This is a genomic window from Pseudomonas vranovensis DSM 16006 (genome assembly GCF_000425805.1).
In the GTDB taxonomy this organism is placed as follows: Bacteria; Pseudomonadota; Gammaproteobacteria; order Pseudomonadales; family Pseudomonadaceae; genus Aquipseudomonas; species Aquipseudomonas vranovensis.
The window spans coordinates 242906-259452 of record NZ_AUED01000003.1 but is presented as its reverse complement, the minus strand read 5'-3'; the positions used below and the strand labels follow the sequence as shown (position 1 = coordinate 259452).

Annotated in this window: 14 protein-coding genes; 7 read left to right on the top strand and 7 right to left on the bottom strand. The window is 62.0% G+C overall.

From position 1 onward, the window contains the following. Nucleotides 1-58 precede the first annotated feature (58 nt). Nucleotides 59-1435, bottom strand: coding sequence for a signal recognition particle protein (ffh, locus tag H621_RS0108185; RefSeq protein ID WP_028942917.1), 1377 nt, complete (start codon nt 1433-1435; stop codon nt 59-61). A 194-nt stretch (nt 1436-1629) separates the two neighbouring features. Here ffh and H621_RS0108180 point away from each other — a divergent pair, with 194 nt between their 5' ends. From H621_RS0108180 to H621_RS0108170, 3 genes are all read left to right on the top strand, one after another. Further along, complete coding sequence (locus tag H621_RS0108180; RefSeq protein WP_028942916.1) at nt 1630-2442, top strand: cytochrome C assembly family protein; 813 nt, start codon at nt 1630-1632, stop codon at nt 2440-2442. Nucleotides 2443-2455: 13 nt separating this feature from the next. Further along, a complete protein-coding gene (locus H621_RS0108175; protein WP_028942915.1) occupies nt 2456-3667 on the top strand; it encodes a transporter associated domain-containing protein in 1212 nt (403 codons plus the stop codon). 264 nt (nt 3668-3931) lie between these two features. Next, a complete protein-coding gene (locus H621_RS0108170; protein ID WP_028942914.1) occupies nt 3932-5236 on the top strand; it encodes an MFS transporter in 1305 nt (434 codons plus the stop codon). Nucleotides 5237-5277: 41 nt separating this feature from the next. Here the strand turns inward: H621_RS0108170 and purT are convergent, their stop codons facing one another. The 5 genes from purT to H621_RS0108145 form a co-directional block, all read right to left on the bottom strand. Continuing rightward, complete coding sequence (purT, locus tag H621_RS0108165) at nt 5278-6459, bottom strand: formate-dependent phosphoribosylglycinamide formyltransferase (protein ID WP_028942913.1); 1182 nt, start codon at nt 6457-6459, stop codon at nt 5278-5280. A gap of 95 nt (nt 6460-6554) precedes the next feature. Continuing rightward, nucleotides 6555-7022, bottom strand: a complete 468-nt coding sequence (locus tag H621_RS0108160; protein WP_028942912.1) for a VUT family protein — start codon at nt 7020-7022, stop codon at nt 6555-6557. Nucleotides 7023-7085: 63 nt separating this feature from the next. Beyond that, nucleotides 7086-7292 (bottom strand): DUF1289 domain-containing protein, encoded by a 207-nt coding sequence (locus H621_RS0108155; protein WP_036989582.1) that lies wholly within the window; start codon nt 7290-7292, stop codon nt 7086-7088. Continuing rightward, nucleotides 7292-7816, bottom strand: a complete 525-nt coding sequence (locus H621_RS0108150) for a gamma carbonic anhydrase family protein (protein ID WP_028942910.1) — start codon at nt 7814-7816, stop codon at nt 7292-7294. Before H621_RS0108150 ends, H621_RS0108155 begins: the two co-directional genes overlap by 1 nt. A 43-nt stretch (nt 7817-7859) precedes the next feature. Beyond that, entirely contained in the window at nt 7860-8459 is a 600-nt protein-coding gene (locus H621_RS0108145; RefSeq protein WP_028942909.1) for a CoA pyrophosphatase, read from the bottom strand. 133 nt (nt 8460-8592) lie between these two features. Between H621_RS0108145 and H621_RS0108140 the strand changes: the two genes are divergently transcribed. From H621_RS0108140 to H621_RS0108125, 4 genes are all read left to right on the top strand, one after another. Next, nucleotides 8593-9147, top strand: a complete 555-nt coding sequence (locus H621_RS0108140; protein ID WP_028942908.1) for an NUDIX hydrolase — start codon at nt 8593-8595, stop codon at nt 9145-9147. A gap of 19 nt (nt 9148-9166) precedes the next feature. Then, complete coding sequence (locus H621_RS0108135; protein ID WP_028942907.1) at nt 9167-9724, top strand: L,D-transpeptidase family protein; 558 nt, start codon at nt 9167-9169, stop codon at nt 9722-9724. Between the two features lie 157 nt (nt 9725-9881). Continuing rightward, nucleotides 9882-11576 carry a ShlB/FhaC/HecB family hemolysin secretion/activation protein gene (locus H621_RS0108130; protein ID WP_028942906.1) on the top strand — a complete coding sequence of 565 codons (1695 nt, stop codon included), beginning with the start codon at nt 9882-9884 and terminating at the stop codon, nt 11574-11576. A 25-nt stretch (nt 11577-11601) separates the two neighbouring features. After that, the gene (locus H621_RS0108125; RefSeq protein WP_028942905.1) at nt 11602-16176 is read left to right on the top strand and encodes a hemagglutinin repeat-containing protein; all 4575 of its coding nucleotides are present in this window, start codon (nt 11602-11604) and stop codon (nt 16174-16176) included. A gap of 59 nt (nt 16177-16235) precedes the next feature. Here the strand turns inward: H621_RS0108125 and H621_RS0108120 are convergent, their stop codons facing one another. Then, entirely contained in the window at nt 16236-16547 is a 312-nt protein-coding gene (locus H621_RS0108120) for a YqfO family protein (protein WP_028942904.1), read from the bottom strand.

The following is a 16547-nucleotide window of genomic DNA, read 5'->3' as shown; positions in this document are numbered from 1 at the left end:
CCCGCCGAAGCGGGGATCCGGTCGTCGGCACTTTTATATGCCAACGACCTGAATGGGTTTACAGCTTGGGCATGCCGCCGCCGGGCATCATGCCACCCAGGCCGCGCATCATTTTGGCCATGCCGCCCTTGGCAGAAAACTTCTTCATCATCTTCTGCATCTGCTTGTGCTGCTTGATCAAGCGACCGATGTCCTGCACCTGGGTGCCGGAACCCATGGCGATTCGGCGCTTGCGCGAACCACTGATCAGTTCAGGGTCACGACGCTCGGCCGGAGTCATGGAGTTGATGATCGCTTCCATCTGCTTGAACTGCTTCTCGGCGGCGCCCTGGGCATTGCCCATCTGTGCAAGGTTGACCCCACCGATGCTTGGCAGCTTGTCCATCAGGCCACCGAGGCCGCCCATGTTCTTCATCTGCTGCAGCTGGTCACGGAAGTCTTCGAGGTCGAAGCCCTTGCCCTTCTTCAGCTTCTTGGCCAGTTTGTCGGCCTTTTCCTTGTCGAGGGTCTGTTCGGCCTGCTCGATCAGGCTAAGTACGTCGCCCATGCCCAGGATGCGCGAAGCGATACGGTCGGGATGGAACGGCTCGAGGGCCTCGCTCTTTTCACCCATACCGATGAACTTGATCGGCTTGCCGGTGATGGCACGCACCGACAGTGCGGCACCGCCACGGGCGTCGCCGTCGACCTTGGTCAGGATCACGCCGGTCAGCGGCAGTGCCTCGCCAAACGCCTTGGCGGTGTTGGCGGCATCCTGGCCGGTCATGGCGTCGACCACGAACAGCGTCTCGATCGGCTTGACCGCGGCGTGCAGGTCCTTGATCTCGCTCATCATCTCGGCGTCGATGTGCAGACGACCGGCGGTATCGACGATGACCACGTCGATGAACTTGAGCTTGGCTTCACGGATCGCCGCTTCAGCGATGGCTACTGGCTTCTGGCTGATATCGGACGGGAAGAAGGTAACGCCGATGTCGCCCGCCAGGGTTTCGAGCTGTTTGATGGCCGCCGGACGGTACACGTCGGCCGACACTACCATCACCGACTTCTTCTTGCGCTCCTTGAGGAAGCGCGCCAGCTTGCCGGCGGTAGTGGTCTTGCCCGCACCCTGCAGACCGGCCATCAGGACCACGGCCGGCGGTGCGGTATTGAGCGCCAGGTCTTCGTTGGCGGCGCCCATCAGGCCTTCGAGTTCAGCCTGGACGATCTTCACGAACGCCTGGCCCGGGGTCAGGCTGCGCGACACCTCAGTGCCGACTGCACGTTCCTTGACCTTGTTGACGAAATCCTTGACCACCGGCAGGGCGACGTCAGCCTCGAGCAACGCCATGCGCACTTCGCGCAGGGTGTCTTTGATGTTGTCTTCGGTCAGCTTGGCCTTGCCGGTGACATGGCGCAGCGTCTGTGACAGACGGTCGGTCAGGTTTTCAAACATGGTGATCCTTTCAGGCTCTTCAGAACCGAGGTTTATCAGCTGCCTCTGGCATTTGGGCGGGCCTTGGGCAGGGGCAGGTCGGCGATTATAACCAAGACTCGGGCCAGCGCGCACCTTACGTCGGCTCGCGGTCTTCCTTGGCAGGCGCGTTGTATGCCAAACTCATCCTCTTTCGGGCTTGCCTAACAGGACTTATGCTCCCTTTGTCACCCAGCTTGCTTCCCAATCTGATCGCCGCCTGCCTGTATGCCGCCGCGACCTTCTATCATGGCTCCCGCCTGGCGCAAGGCGCCAAGGCCGACAAGCGCCTGCTCGGGCTGCTCGGCGCACTGGCGGTCATCGCCCAGGGTACCGCGCTGTTCTGGCAGCTGCTGACGCCACTGGGCCTGAGCCTGGACTTCTTCAGCGCTGCCAGCCTGATCGCCACGGCCGTCATTGCCCTGACCCTGCTGGCCTGCCTGCGCATCCCGGTGGAAAACCTGCTGTTGCTGCTATTCCCGCTGGGCATGGCCACGGCCCTGATCGCGCAGTTCGCCCCTTCGGGCACCGTGCCGCTGATCAACGAAGAGCCCGGCATTCTCGCGCATATCCTGCTGTCGATCCTGGCGTACGGGATGTTCACCATTGCCGTGTTCCAGGCCTTGCTGCTGCTGGTGCAGGATCACCAACTCAAACACAAGCACCCCTCGGGCCTGATCCGCAACTTCCCGCCCCTGCAAACCATGGAGAGCCTCCTGTTCGGCTTCCTCTGGACAGGTTGGGGCCTGCTGTCGCTGTCGCTGATTTCCGGCTGGCTGTTCCTCGACAACTTGTTCGCCCAACACCTGGTGCACAAAACCCTGCTTGCCTGCGTGGCCTGGATCGTCTTCAGCGTCCTGCTGTGGGGCCGTACCCGCCTGGGCTGGCGCGGCCACAAGGCAATCCGCTGGACCCTGGCCGGCTTCTGCCTGCTGATGCTGGCCTACTTCGGCAGCAAGCTGGTACGCGAATTCATCCTGCATATCTGACGGGCACGGGTAAATGGACGATCTGCCGTTAGCACCGTTACTCGGCGTACTGGCACTGGCACTGCTCTGGTCGGCCCTGTTTACCGCCGTGGATGCTGCCCAGCAGTCCCTCAATGGTGCTCGGCGCAACGGCCAGACCGACGCGCACCCCGAACTCAAGGTCGCCCCCCAGGCCCTGGTACTCTGCTCCACCCTGGGCAAACTGCTGGTACTGGCCCTGGCCTGCCTGCTGGGGCAGCGCTACAACGGCGAGCACGGTTTCTGGCTCGCCGGCCTTGGCGCCACCACATTGCTGCTGGTGTTCGCCGAATACCTGCCGCGACAATTGGCCCGACGCAATCCACCCGCCTTCATCACCCTGGGCAACACCCTGCTCAAGGTCCCGCTCACGCTGCTCCAGCCTGTGGCCTGGCTACTCGATGGCTGCGCGCGGGTGGTGTTGCGTCCGTTCCGGGTCCAGCCCCATGCCGTTGCGCTGCACGAGCAGGACAGCGACGACGACCTCGATGAAGACCCCCAGGCAGATCATCGCCTGAACCTGCCCGAAAGCCTGCTGGCCCTGGACAAGATCACCGTCAACGACATCCTGGTACCGCGCAACGATGTCGATGGTGTGAACCTCGACGACTCGATTGAGCAGATCATCGAGCAACTGATCATCAGCCGCCACACCCGCCTGCCGGTCTATCACAGCGACATCAATCAAGTCGAAGCCATCCTCAATACCAAGCTGATCAGCCACCTGCTGCCCAAGGCCGAGCTGACCCGTGAAACCCTGCATGCAGCCTGCTACGAACCCTATTTCGTGCCGGAAAGCACCCCCTTGCAGCTGCAACTGCTCAACTTTCACAAGCAGCAGCGGCGCCTGGGCGTTGTCGTCGATGAATACGGCGAGGTACAGGGCATCGTTACCCTGGAAGACATTCTCGAAGAAATTGTCGGCGAATTCGAAGACGAACACGGCCTGGACAACCCGCACATCCACCCGCAGGCAGACGGGCGCTATGTGATCGAAGGCAACGTGTCGATCCGTGAGCTGAACCGCAACCTGGGCTGGCACTTGCCAAGCGACGGCCCCAAGACTCTCAACGGCCTGGTCACCGAAGCGCTGGAAAGCATTCCGGAAAGCGCGGTGTGCCTGAAGATCGGCCGTTATCGCCTGGAAATTCTTGAAACCGAAGACAATTGCGCCAGCCGCATACTGGCCTGGACCGTGACTCGCTAGCTATACTCCCGCTACGCTTACCCAGCCCAGCCGTCTCGCCCGCTACCCGCATCCGGCGTCTCTCGGCCAGTCCGCACGACTGAATACCGCGCGCAAAACCTGCACTGCTTCACACCCCGAACAGTGCCCGCGCCCGCCCCTATCCCCCACGGGCGTATGCTCAGTCACGCGACCAACAACAATTCGCTTCGTTGCCGCTGCCAACGCCTACCCACCCTGCCGGTGGTAACGCCTACGGAGCACTCGACTGTCAGGGATAATCGCATGACAACCAGTAGCACCTACTCCGAAACGGAACAGGCCAGCCCCGGCAACTCGCCGGCCCGGGTGGCGACCGCCAGCTTCATCGGTACCGCCATCGAGTTCTATGACTTCTACGTCTATGCCACCGCTGCTGCCCTGGTCATCGGCCCGGTATTCTTCCCGCAGACCTCGGGTACCGCGCAGATGCTCTCGGCTTTCCTCACCTTCGGCATCGCCTTTCTGGCCAGGCCTCTGGGCTCGGCATTGTTCGGCCACTTCGGTGACCGCATCGGGCGCAAGTCCACTCTGGTGGCCTCGCTGCTGCTGATGGGGGTGTGTACCACGCTGATCGGTGTGCTGCCCGGCTACGACAGCATCGGAGCCTGGGCGCCGATCCTGCTTTGCGTGCTGCGCTTCGGCCAGGGCCTGGGCCTGGGCGGGGAATGGGGCGGCGCCGCGCTGCTGGCGACTGAAAACGCGCCCAAGGGCAAACGCGCCTGGTTCGGCATGTTCCCGCAACTGGGGCCTTCGATCGGTTTCCTGGCGGCCAACGGCCTGTTCCTGACCCTGGCCATGGTGCTGACCGACGAACAGTTTCGCGAGTGGGGCTGGCGGATCCCGTTCCTGCTCAGCGCTGCGCTGGTCATTGTCGGCCTGTATGTGCGCCTGAAGCTTGAAGAAACCCCGGTATTCGCCAAGGCCGTGGCCCGTCACGAGCGAGTGAAAATGCCGGTGGTCGAGCTCTTCTCACAGTACTGGATGCCGGTGCTGCTGGGCGCTTCGGCCATGGTGGTGTGCTACGCGCTGTTCTACATCTCCACCGTGTTCTCGCTCAGCTATGGCGTCTCGACCCTGGGCTACAGTCGCGAAACCTTCCTGGGCCTGTTGTGCTTTGCCGTGCTGTTCATGGCCCTGGCAACGCCATTGTCGGCCTGGCTCAGCGACCGCTACGGGCGCAAGCCGGTGCTGATCGTCGGTGCGGTACTGGCGATACTCTCGGGCTTTACCATGCAACCACTGCTGACCTCGGGCTCCACCGCGGGTGTGGCGCTGTTCCTGGCCATCGAGCTGTTCCTGATGGGCGTGACATTTGCGCCGATGGGCGCGTTGCTGCCCGAGCTGTTTCCGACCCATGTTCGTTACACCGGGGCGTCAGCGGCCTATAACCTGGGCGGCATTGTCGGGGCCTCGGCGGCACCGTTCTTTGCCCAGAAGCTGGTAGCGATGGGGGGGTTGAGCTGGGTGGGGGGCTACGTGTCGGCGGCGGCTGTATTGAGCCTGATCGCTGTACTGTGCCTTAAAGAAACGCGGCATTCGGAGCTCTGAAATGATCGCGGGGCAAGTCAAGACGTTGCCCCGCGATGGGTTTAAAGCTCTACCTGAACAGCCTGCGAAGCACGGGTCGCCTTGGCCCGTGCCGCCTCGATCGACTCGTCACGCGCCAGGCACACGCCCATGCGACGCTGGCCATTGACCTCGGGTTTGCCGAACAAGCGAATGGCCGTGTCCGGCTCGCTCAGGGCAACACCCAGGCTGGCGAAGGCGGTCTGTTGCGACTGACCTTCCACCAGGATAACTGCCGAAGCCGACGGGCCGAACTGGCGAATCAGCGGAATCGGCAGGCCCAGGATCGCCCTCGCATGCAGGGCGAACTGCGACAGGTCCTGCGAGATCAGGGTCACCAGGCCGGTGTCGTGGGGGCGCGGTGAAACTTCGCTGAACCACACCTGATCACCCTTGATGAACAACTCCACGCCAAACAGGCCACGACCACCCAGGGCCTCGGTGACCGCCTTGGCCACGCGCTCGGACTCGGCCAGGGCCACCGTGCTCATGGCCTGGGGCTGCCACGACTCTTGATAGTCGCCCTTCTCCTGGCGATGCCCGACCGGCGCGCAGAAGGTAGTGCCGCCAACATGGCGCACGGTCAGCAGGGTGATTTCGTAGTCGAAATCGATAAAACCTTCGATGATCACCCGGCCCTTGCCAGCGCGACCGCCTTCCTGGGCATAGTCCCAGGCCTTCTGCACGTCATCGGCATTCTTGAGCAGGCTCTGGCCCTTGCCCGATGAGCTCATCACCGGCTTGACCACACAAGGGAAACCGAGGTCTTCGACCGCCTTCGCGTAGTCCTCGAAGGTATCGGCGAAATGGTACGGCGAGGTCGGCAGCTCCAGCTCTTCAGCGGCCAGGCGACGAATGCCTTCGCGATTCATGGTCAGTTGCGTGGCGCGGGCCGTCGGCACCACGTTGAAGCCTTCGTTTTCCAGCTCCACCAGGGTTGCGGTGGCGATGGCTTCGATTTCCGGGACGATGAAGTGCGGCTTTTCAGCCTCGATGACCGCACGCAGCGCGGCGCCGTCGAGCATGTTGATCACGTGGCTGCGATGGGCGACCTGCATGGCCGGGGCATCGGCGTAACGGTCCACGGCAATCACTTCGACACCCAGGCGTTGCAGCTCGATCACCACTTCCTTGCCCAGCTCGCCACAGCCACAGAGCAGTACACGGGTCGCGGTCGGCGACAATGGGGTTCCGATACGAGTCATCTCAGGTCCTCAGAGGGAAGGATTCCAGGCTGCCCCGTATTCGGTGCAACCTGGTGAAAAGGAGCGCCATTTTACATGAACCGGGCCCCGGGGCCTCAGCCGGCGATGGCACGCTTGCGCAAGCGCCAGGCCATGATCAGCCAGACGGCGGTCACGCCGGCAAACTTGGACGCCAGGGCGGTGCCGACCACAGCCGGGGTCAAGGCACCGATCATGCCGAAGAAAATAAAGGTGTCGATGGGGATGCTCAGTGCCGAGCTCAACCACAGACGGTCGTGCAGTGGCCGCTTGGTGATACTGAACACCAGCCAGTCGATCAGTTCCGAGACGGCGAAGGCCGTTGCGCTGGCCAAGGCAATGGCAGGCTCGGAAGTGATATACGAGAGCACCAGGGCAACCAGCATGGCGACCAACGCGCCGTGGCCGAAGCGGGTTTGCACCATGTCGCGCAGGATGAACACCAGCCCGCCCCAGGCGGACCAGATGACGTCCAGGTGCGGGGCGCTGGAAAAGGCGTAGTTGATCAGCACAACGCTGCTGATATAGGCAATCAGAAAGGGCATGGGGTCGACCGTTTGGCAAGCGCTACAGGGTACTTGAGCGGCTGCCTGCGGCCAAGTACCGGATCAGGCGCTGCCAACGTTGAGGATCAGTCCGGCGGCCACCGCGCGCTCGTGGCACAGTTTCAACACCTGACGGCGCTCGCTATTGTCCATCCGCCCCCAACGGGTGATTTCAGCCGCGCTGCGCTGACAGCCGGTGCAGATGTCGTCCTCGTCCAGGGCGCAGATGTGTACGCAGGGTGAGGCGACCGGGCGTTCGAGACTGCTCATCAATCCTCCTGCAGGGCCAGGTCGCGCGCGTAGCGCTCGGCGTTGTGTACGTAATGCGCAGCGCTGGCCTCGAGCATTTTCTTTTGCGCTTCAGTCAGTTCGCGTACCACCTTGCCTGGCGAGCCCATTACCAGCGAACCGTCGGGAATCTCCTTGCCTTCGGGAATCAGCGCATTCGCGCCGATAATGCAGTACTTGCCGATTCGGGCGCCATTGAGGACGACTGCATTGATGCCGACCAGGCTGTAGTCGCCCACGGTGCAGCCGTGGAGCATGGCGTTGTGACCAACAGTGACACTCTTGCCCAGCGTCAGCGGCACGCCCATGTCGGTGTGCATCACTGTGCCGTCCTGTACGTTGCTGTTCTCACCAATGTCGATCAGTTCGTTGTCGCCGCGCAGCACCGCGCCAAACCAGACACTGGCCCCCGCCTGCAGGCGCACCTTGCCGATCAGCGTGGCATTGGGTGCCACCCAGCTGTTGGGATGGGTTTCGACGCACAGGTCGCCCAGACGGTATTTCATGCGTGGTTCCTCACGGTGCGGCAATGGTGGCGGGTGTGCCCGCTCAAATTGGAATGAAGCGTTCAGGCGGTTGGTGCAGGTTGATGCGGGCATCGTAAAGCAAGTTGACCAGCTCGACGATCATGATCGCCGACAACCCCCAGATCTTGTACTCACCATAACGGTAGCTGGGCACATACCAGCTGCGGCCCTGGTAATCGATGCGATGGGTGTGGTCACGCGGGTCCTGGCGGAAGAACTCCAGCGGCACGGTAAAGACCGCGGCGATTTCGGCATCGTTGGCCTGGTACTCGACAAAATCGGGAATCAGGCCGACAAAAGGTGTGACTTTAAGCCCATGCAGCGAGATCAGCGGGCTCAAGGGGCCTATGATTTCCACCAATCCTGGCGGCAGGCCAATCTCTTCCTCGGCCTCGCGCAGGGCGGTAAACACCAGGTCAGGGTCTTCCGGATCGCGGCGCCCACCGGGGAAGGCGACTTCGCCACCATGGGTCGACAGGCCCTTGGCGCGCAGGGTCAATACCAATTCAGGCTCTTCGCTGCGGGTAATGGGCAATAAGACGGCGGCCTCGGGAAAACGACGATCGGTTTCCAGGGTGTCGGGCCTATGACTGCTCACACGGCGAAGTAGCTCGTCCAGCATTGCTCTCTCTCGATTCCAAAGCCTGTCCTGCATGATGCACCAAAGCCGCGAACCGCCCAAGCCCCGAGGTGATCCGGCTTGCAGCCACGGTGACAGTGGCGCCAAGATAGGCGCAACCTACAGGAATAAAAGCATGAAATTCTGCAGTGCGTGCGGCAAACCGGTGATTCAGCGCATTCCCGAGGGCGACACCCGCCTGCGCTATGTCTGCGATCACTGCCAGACCATCCATTACCAGAACCCCAACATCGTTGCCGGCGTGCTGCCGACCCATGGCAGCCGGGTGCTGCTGTGCCGCCGCGCCATCGAGCCGCGCCGGGGTTACTGGACCCTGCCCGCCGGGTTCATGGAGAACGGCGAAACCGTGGAGCAAGCCGCCCGTCGCGAAACCGTCGAGGAAGCCTGTGCACGAGTCGGGTCGATGTGCCTCTACCAACTGTTCGACCTGCCGCACATCAACCAGGTGCACGTGTTCTTTCGCGCCGAACTTGCCGACCTGGACTTTGCCGTCGGGGTCGAGAGCCTGGAAGTGCGACTTTTCGATGAAAGTGAGATTCCGTGGGACGAGCTGGCTTTCAGGACCGTGAGTCGTACCCTAGAATGCTATTATCGTGACCGCATCGAGCAGCGCTATCCGATTGGCAACGAATGTCTGTCGCCATTGCTCATTTCGTCACTCAACACCTAGTTTTCAGGGATATCGTTTCATGCGCTGGTTGTTTGCCCTTTTCTGCCTCAGTGTGGCTTCGGTGTCCCAGGCAGCGTTTACCGAAACCATCGTGACCAAGCCTATTGAAAAGGTCGCGCCCTCGCCTCTCCAACTAAAACCCGCAACCACTGCGCAGATCGACAAGATCCTGGTGCTCAAGTCCGAGCGTCGCCTGCAACTGATCAGTGGCGGCGCCCCGCTCAAGACCTATCGCATCTCCTTGGGCAAGCAGCCCAAGGGGCCCAAGTTGCGCGAAGGCGACAAGCGCACGCCAGAAGGTTTCTACTGGATCGACTGGCGCAAGGAGAGCGACCGCTACAACCTGGCGATGCACGTGTCCTACCCGAACATCAGCGATTCGGCGCGGGCCCGACGCGAAGGCGTGCCACCCGGTGGCATGATCATGATCCATGGCACGCCACTCGATGAAGAGTACCCCGAAGAGGTATTCCACACCCTGGACTGGACTGAAGGCTGCATCGCCATGACCAACCGCGACATGCGCGAAGTGTGGAACATGGTGCCGGACGGCACGATGATCGAAATTCGCCCCTGACAGAACGTCCTACATTCCGGCGCATTGCGCCGGAAGCTCCTCACAAAAGCCTATCTTCCCACCTACCCGCCATCCGGCGCGGGAGTGCATCCAGACAAATAGCAGCGTCCTTAACATCCAGCTGGCCGGATAACCCGCCACGCCTGGACGCCAGCCTATGCCCCGCTCACGCCGCATCCCGTTTCGAACCTTTGCCCTGGTCATGGCGGGCGCCCTGTTGTGGGTCGATCAATCGGCTGCGGCAGATGGCATACCGGTCATGCAGCACCTGCGTGAGCAGCGCCTGCAACAGGAACAACTGGAGCAGTTTCAGCGCCTGCGCACACTGCTGCGGACCGACGACGCCCCCACACAGCCACACACCGCACCGTCCATCGAGCAAGCCCCTGTCGCCTGCTGGCCGCTGAGCGGGATACGCCTGGCGGGCAATCAGCAACTGTCATTGGCGGATCTCGCCCCTGCCCTGCAACCGCTGATCGAACCCTGCATGAGTCCGGCACAGGTCAATCGATTGCTCAAGGCCATCACCCAGCGCTATGTAGATGCCGGTTACCTCACCAGCCGACCCTACCTGAACAGCCGCCCGCAAGCGGGCGGCACGCTGGACATCGTCATCGTCGAAGGCTTCGTCGAGTCCATCGAGCTGAGCAACCCCGACTTGCCGCTGTCGCTGCGCAGCGCCTTCCCGTCCCTGCTCGGCCAGCCGCTGCGCCTGGACGAACTGGAACAGGGCCTGGACCAGCTCAATCGGCTCAAGGCCTTCGACCTGGTCGCCGACCTACTGCCCGGCAGCGTCGAAGGCGCGACCCGGGTACTGATCACGCCGCGCCAGCTCGGTAACCGCTGGCACCTGGGCAGCAACATCGACAACAGGGGCAGCAAAGCGACCGGACGCCAGCGCCTGGGCCTGGGCGTGGGCCTGGACAGCCCGCTTGAACTCAACGACTTCATGCAGCTGTCAGTCAACTCCACGCTCAAGACCGGCTCAAGCTACAGCCGCGGTTACGGTCTGTACTACAGCATTCCCTACGGCCCCTGGCACTACGCCCTGAGCCTCAATCAGCTGCAGTACCAGGCGCAATTGCCTGGCAAGCGCCTGTACAGCAGCGGCCAGAGTGCGTTTTTCAGCCTGGGGCTGGAGCGAAACCTGTGGCGCAACCAGCAAGGCTTGCTCAGCACCAGTTGGCGCCTTGAGCACAAGCGCCTGGACAATCGCCTGGCCGACTATCGCCTGCCCCTGCAGAGCCCGACCCTCACCAGCCTGGAGGCCGGCCTGAACCTGCTATGGCTGGATGACGGTCTGTGGACCGCCTACCTGGGTCTTTCCCAAGGCCTGGACTGGCTCGGCGCCGACCGTACCCAGCGCTTGCGCAATAGCCCCCAGCCGCAGTTTCGCAAGTACCGCGCCAACCTGCTGCACCTGCGGCAAGGCCTCGATCCCGACTGGCCCTGGCGCTGGCAGAGCGAGCTGAACCTGCAATACAGCCCCGACTCCTTGCCTGCCGTCGAACAACAACAAGTGACTGACCACACTGCCGTGCGCGGTTTTCGCCAACAGGTGGTCGCCGGTGCCAGCGCCGCCGTCTGGCGCAACAGCCTGAGCCAGCCGTTGCCGCTGGACCTGCCCCACGGCCTGGTGCTTCGTCCTGCCCTTGGCGTTGACCTGGGCTGGGGCAAATACGACCACGGCAGCACATCACAACGACTGGCCGGCGCCTACGCAGGCCTTGAACTGAGCGTGCCGGGCAGCCAGCTCAAACTCGACTACCAACGCGCACTCCATGCCAGCGGGCAACGTCGCCAAGGCCTAGAACCCGGTTTCTGGCTGCTGGAGTGGATCCTGAACATCTGATGTCACAACCAAAAAAAGAGAGACCATGATGTACACCACACCCACCCCTCCAGCCCCTGCGTGGCTGACGCCCAATCATCTGCGCTGGATGATTGCCGTCAGCCTCCTTGCTCCCTACATGACCCTTGCCGATAACGGCCTGCAGGCCACTGCCGGCCCAGGCGGTAGCCCCGTGATCTCAAACGGCCATGGTGTACCAGTCATCGACATCGTGCCCCCCAACGGAAGTGGCCTGTCGCACAACCAGTTCCTGGACTACAACGTCAACACACCCGGCGTGGTGCTCAACAACGCCCTCCAGGCCGGGCAGTCGCAACTGGCCGGCGCCCTGGCGGCCAACTCGCAATTCCAGGGCCAGGCGGCCTCGACCATTCTTGCCGAAGTCATCAGTAGGAACGCCTCGCGCATCGAGGGGCCCCAGGAGATCTTCGGTCGACCCGCCGACTACATCCTGGCCAACCCCAATGGCATCACCCTCAACGGCGGCAGCTTTATCAACACTACCCGGGCGGGGTTCCTGGTCGGCAATGTCGTAATCGATGGGCAAAGCATCAAACTGCTCGACACCCGCAACGCCAACGGCAGCCTGCAGGTTCTCGAGGGCGGCCAGCGCAACTTGGAGGGCGCCCTCGACCTGATTGCCCCACGCATCGAGACCAAAGGACCACTCACTGCCCGCGATACGCTGCACCTGACGGCGGGACGCAACCTGATTCGCAACAGCGATCAACGACTGCTCGAACACCTGGCGTCCCCCGATGGCAGCATCGATGCCCGTCTGCTCGGTGCCATGCAGGCCGGCCGTATCCGCATCGTCAGCACGGCCGAGGGCGCCGGCGTCAACGTGGGCTCGCGCCAGGTCATCGGCCGTGACGGTATCGAGATCCATTCGGCGGGCGCCCTGCAGCTCCTCGGCAACGCCACACAACCCGGCCTGCTCAACGCCGAACACGGTGCCGTGACCCTGACCGCCGCACAGGATCTTGGCCTGAACGCCGTGAACGTCAAGGCGCAGCAGATCCAGGCCAAGGCCGGCAAGAACCTGAACCTTGATGCCCAGACCCGGGAAAGCCTGAAGAAAGACAACGACAAATATGCAAAAAAATGGTGGTTCGTCACTACCGAAACCTATAACCGCGACACCACGCGCACCGATCGCAAACAGACCGGCGTCGAACTACACGCAAGCCAGGGCATTGCCCTGGAAGCCGGACAGAACATGAACCTGGTAGCCGCAAAGGTGAATACCGACGGTGAACTCAAGGTCAAGGCCGACAACTCACTGACCCTCACAGCTGGCATCGAAAGCCGTCAGGTCGATGAGAAGATCCGCCATCGCAAGTACCTCTGGCGCGGCGACAAGGACAGCAGCAGCTATGAAGAAAGCGCCAAGGCCAGCAGCTTGACCGGTAGGAAAATTGCCCTCGAGTCGGGCGGCGCTACGCGAATACTGGGTAGCAAGGTCATCAGCCCGGGGGATGTCACACTCAAGGCCAGCAGCCTGGAGGTGGCCGAAGTCGCCCTCAAGAGTAGCCAGGCCAGCAAAGACTACCGGGGCGACCTGGTGTCCGGCACCTTCTTTGGCAAGAACGGCAAGACCGAGGGCAAGGGCAACAAAGCCAGTGGCAGTGCGATTCAGGCCGACAGGGCATTGACCGTGGAGGCAGATGACGTGCAAATCAGGGGTTCGAAGGTCAAGAGCAAGGGCGACGCCCTGTTGGTCAGCGAAAAGGCCCAACTGTCGATTGAAACGGCCAGCAACGAGGCCAGCCTCAGCCAACGCGAAGACGATAAAAAACTATTCGGCCTGATAGGCCGCACCACGGAGCGCCAGGAACAACGCAAGGATGTGCTGATCAGCGATGTGTCTTCCGACAGCAACGTGCGCCTGGCCAGTGCCGACGAAATTCGTGTGATTGGCTCAAAACTCGAAGCCGGCAAGCAATTGCAGCTCAAGGCGCAGAAAGACATCACCATCAGCGCCGCCGAACAGCAAGAATCCGTACATTCCAAGCAACAAGACAGAGGCTTCACCGCCAGTGCCAACCAGACCCAGGATGCGGTTGACGGCAAACCTGACTCCCACCAGTACAACGCTTCGGTAGGCTACAACGTCAGCACGGACGACACTCAAAAATCCAACAGAACACACGTCGCCAGCAAGCTCAGCGGTGGTCAGGTGCAACTCATCAGCCAAAGCGATGTATCCGTCAACGGCTCCCAGGTCTCTGCCAATGCCGATGACGTAGAGATCGACGCCAAGAACCTGAACCTGACGGCTGCCCACAACGAGCAATCCAATACGACCAGCACCACGCACAGCGGGGGCGGGCTTAGGCTCACTGGCGGCATGGATGCGGTGGGCAGCGCCTTTGAGGGCTATCACAAGCAACAGGTCAAGGAAGAGACACGCACCCAGCCCCAGGTCAGCAGCCTTGCCTCCAGCCAAAACGTGAAGATCAACACCGGCAAGTTGGTCACTGAAGCCGCCAAGATCAAAGCCGATCAAAGCTTGATAGTGAACGCCGGCAACATTGAGAACCGCGCACAGGCCGATACTCTCAGCAGCAAACTGACCGACAAGAACTGGCAGGCAAGCCTGGGGGCGAGCGTTGTTTATCGTGACATTACCCGGCCGATTGAAAAGCTCGCCAAAGGTGAGGAAGGCAATCGCTTCCAGCAGGCAGGTGTCGAGGATTCACTGGCCCCGCCTACCCTGGGCACCGATATTGATGCGAAGCATCTGAACCGCGAAGAGGTCCATCAAACCACCACCGCCCAAGTGACCGAGCTGACTGGCGGTGCCGTCAAGATCAAGGCCACCACCATTGCAGATACCGGTACCCACTACAGGGCGGAGAAAGACGCGCTGTCAATCGAGGCGCAATCCCATCACCTGGCCGCTGCCTATGACAGCAGCCACAGCAGTCTTGATCGACTGGATGTCGAGGCGGGTATGCGGGTCGAAACCAGCACTGGCAGTGACATCAACCTGCGCCTTGCAGGTAAAGGTGGGCGCCTGCGGACTGATGAGAACACTCAAACGGCGCGACCGGGGAGCCTCTACGGGAAGACCGGCATCCAGGTACAGCTTGGCAGTGACGGTTTCTACGAAGGCACCCCCCTGAATGCCGGTGACGGCTCATTGAAGCTGGAGGCCGCAGGCGACTTGCGCTTGACCCAGGCCCAGGACCAACAACTTGCGCACCTGAACGAGCTCAAAGGCGACGCCTGGGCCAAGGGCGGTAACAGCCCTGCAGGCAAGGGAATGGAATTTCGCGGCTACCTGGACCAGAAAGCGAGCGACCGTGCTGACACCCAGGGCCGGGCGGCGCAAATCGATGCCAAGGGCGATGTACTGCTCAAGTCCGGCCGCACCCTGGAGCTGATCGGCACCAACATCGGCAGCAGGACCCACAAAATAGGCAGTATTACGCTGGACGCCGGTGGTCCCCTGCTGGTCAGGGCGGCCACCGACACCCATCGAGCCCAGGGCAACAGCCTGGGAGGTGGTTTGGAGCTGCTTGGTAAAACTTCTGCTGACGGCAAGGGCGGTGGCTTGGGAGGTCATATCGGTGCAGGACGCATCGACGAGACCAGCACTTCCGCTACCGGCGCCCAATGGTTTGCCACCAATAAAATGGCCATCACCAGTAGCGACCACCAGGACGATGCCGTGCATCTGCAGGGCGTGAACGTCACCGCAGACAAGGTGCTCATTAATGCCGTCAACGGCGGCATCGCGATCGAGGCCTCCAGCAGCACTGAGCACTACAACAACCTCGACTTGACGGCAGGCGCTGGTTTCAACGCCATGCCGGGTGCCACGAAAGACGAAGACAAACGAGGCCTGTACGGCCGCTTCCAGGGACTTATCGATCAGCGTGACAACCTTGCGTACCAGAACAGCCAATGGCGCGCTCAACAGATCACGCTCAACAGCCTCGCCGACACACGCCTGGAAGGCGTACGCATGGAAGGCGTACGCATGGAGGCGGGAATGATTGATGGCGATATAGGTGCAGACCTGCGCGTGGCCAGCGTTCAGGACCGGATCAATACCGTGAAGGTGGAGCTCGACGCCCGCCTTAGCAAGGAGAAAAATCCACAGGGCTACCTAAATGCCACCAAAGCCTTTGCCGGCCCGCTCGGCGGCAAAGTTGAGAATGCCGTCGGACCGACGGCGCAGAAAGTCGATCCGGGCCTGTCGCCCACATTGACCTTCAAGCTTGAAAACACCCAGATCGAATCGGTGGCCAGCCAAAGTACGCTCAGTGGTCACGATGGCATCAACCTGAACGTCGCAGGCGCCACCGAACTGTCCGGCGCCCGGCTTCAGACAGCCAAGGGTAAGGTTGAGCTGGGTTCAAGCCCAGTCACCCAACGAACGCTCACCGGCCGTGACCACCGACGCGACGTGGGCATCAACGCCTCCAACGCGCCGGTGGACCTGGTCACCGGCTTGATCGAAGCCTACAAGCCCGGCAACAGCAGCACCAGCGACGAAACGCCGGTTGACCTGGGACTGGTTCGTACTAGTGGCCACGACCGCACCACAACCGTGACATCGAGCATCCACCAGCCTGGCAATCGCCAATAATCCACAGGCACAAAAAAGCCGCGACCGGCTCAACACCGGTCACGGCTTTTTCAGTGGCTTCAGAAGTCTGCGAGTAGCCAGACCTCATAAGCCGGAGTCTCGTAAGGATGGCTCTGCTTGAGCGCAGCGACCACCGACGCAATCAATGCGTCGGCCACCACCAGCTCCACCCGCCACTCTTCGACCTGCTCGACCATGCCGGCTTGCCCGATGAATGGCTGGCTGCCGTCCAACGGGCGGAACTGACCCTGGCCCAACACCTGCCAGGCGCAGCAATCGTAGTCGCCGATGCGTCCGCCGCCAGCGGCGAACACAGAGGCCTTGACCTCCTCCACATGGCTGGGCGGGACGAAGAAGGCGAGCTTGTACAC

Bases quoted from the DNA above. Each gene is read 5' to 3' on its own strand.
- ffh (WP_028942917.1), bottom strand. From the start codon at position 1,435: ATGTTTGAAAACCTGACCGACCGTCTGTCACAGACGCTGCGCCATGTC.
- H621_RS0108180 (WP_028942916.1), top strand. From the start codon at position 1,630: ATGCTCCCTTTGTCACCCAGCTTGCTTCCCAATCTGATCGCCGCCTGC.
- H621_RS0108175 (WP_028942915.1), top strand. From the start codon at position 2,456: ATGGACGATCTGCCGTTAGCACCGTTACTCGGCGTACTGGCACTGGCA.
- H621_RS0108170 (WP_028942914.1), top strand. From the start codon at position 3,932: ATGACAACCAGTAGCACCTACTCCGAAACGGAACAGGCCAGCCCCGGC.
- purT (WP_028942913.1), bottom strand. From the start codon at position 6,459: ATGACTCGTATCGGAACCCCATTGTCGCCGACCGCGACCCGTGTACTG.
- H621_RS0108160 (WP_028942912.1), bottom strand. From the start codon at position 7,022: ATGCCCTTTCTGATTGCCTATATCAGCAGCGTTGTGCTGATCAACTAC.
- H621_RS0108155 (WP_036989582.1), bottom strand. From the start codon at position 7,292: ATGAGCAGTCTCGAACGCCCGGTCGCCTCACCCTGCGTACACATCTGC.
- H621_RS0108150 (WP_028942910.1), bottom strand. From the start codon at position 7,816: ATGAAATACCGTCTGGGCGACCTGTGCGTCGAAACCCATCCCAACAGC.
- H621_RS0108145 (WP_028942909.1), bottom strand. From the start codon at position 8,459: ATGCTGGACGAGCTACTTCGCCGTGTGAGCAGTCATAGGCCCGACACC.
- H621_RS0108140 (WP_028942908.1), top strand. From the start codon at position 8,593: ATGAAATTCTGCAGTGCGTGCGGCAAACCGGTGATTCAGCGCATTCCC.
- H621_RS0108135 (WP_028942907.1), top strand. From the start codon at position 9,167: ATGCGCTGGTTGTTTGCCCTTTTCTGCCTCAGTGTGGCTTCGGTGTCC.
- H621_RS0108130 (WP_028942906.1), top strand. From the start codon at position 9,882: ATGCCCCGCTCACGCCGCATCCCGTTTCGAACCTTTGCCCTGGTCATG.
- H621_RS0108125 (WP_028942905.1), top strand. From the start codon at position 11,602: ATGATGTACACCACACCCACCCCTCCAGCCCCTGCGTGGCTGACGCCC.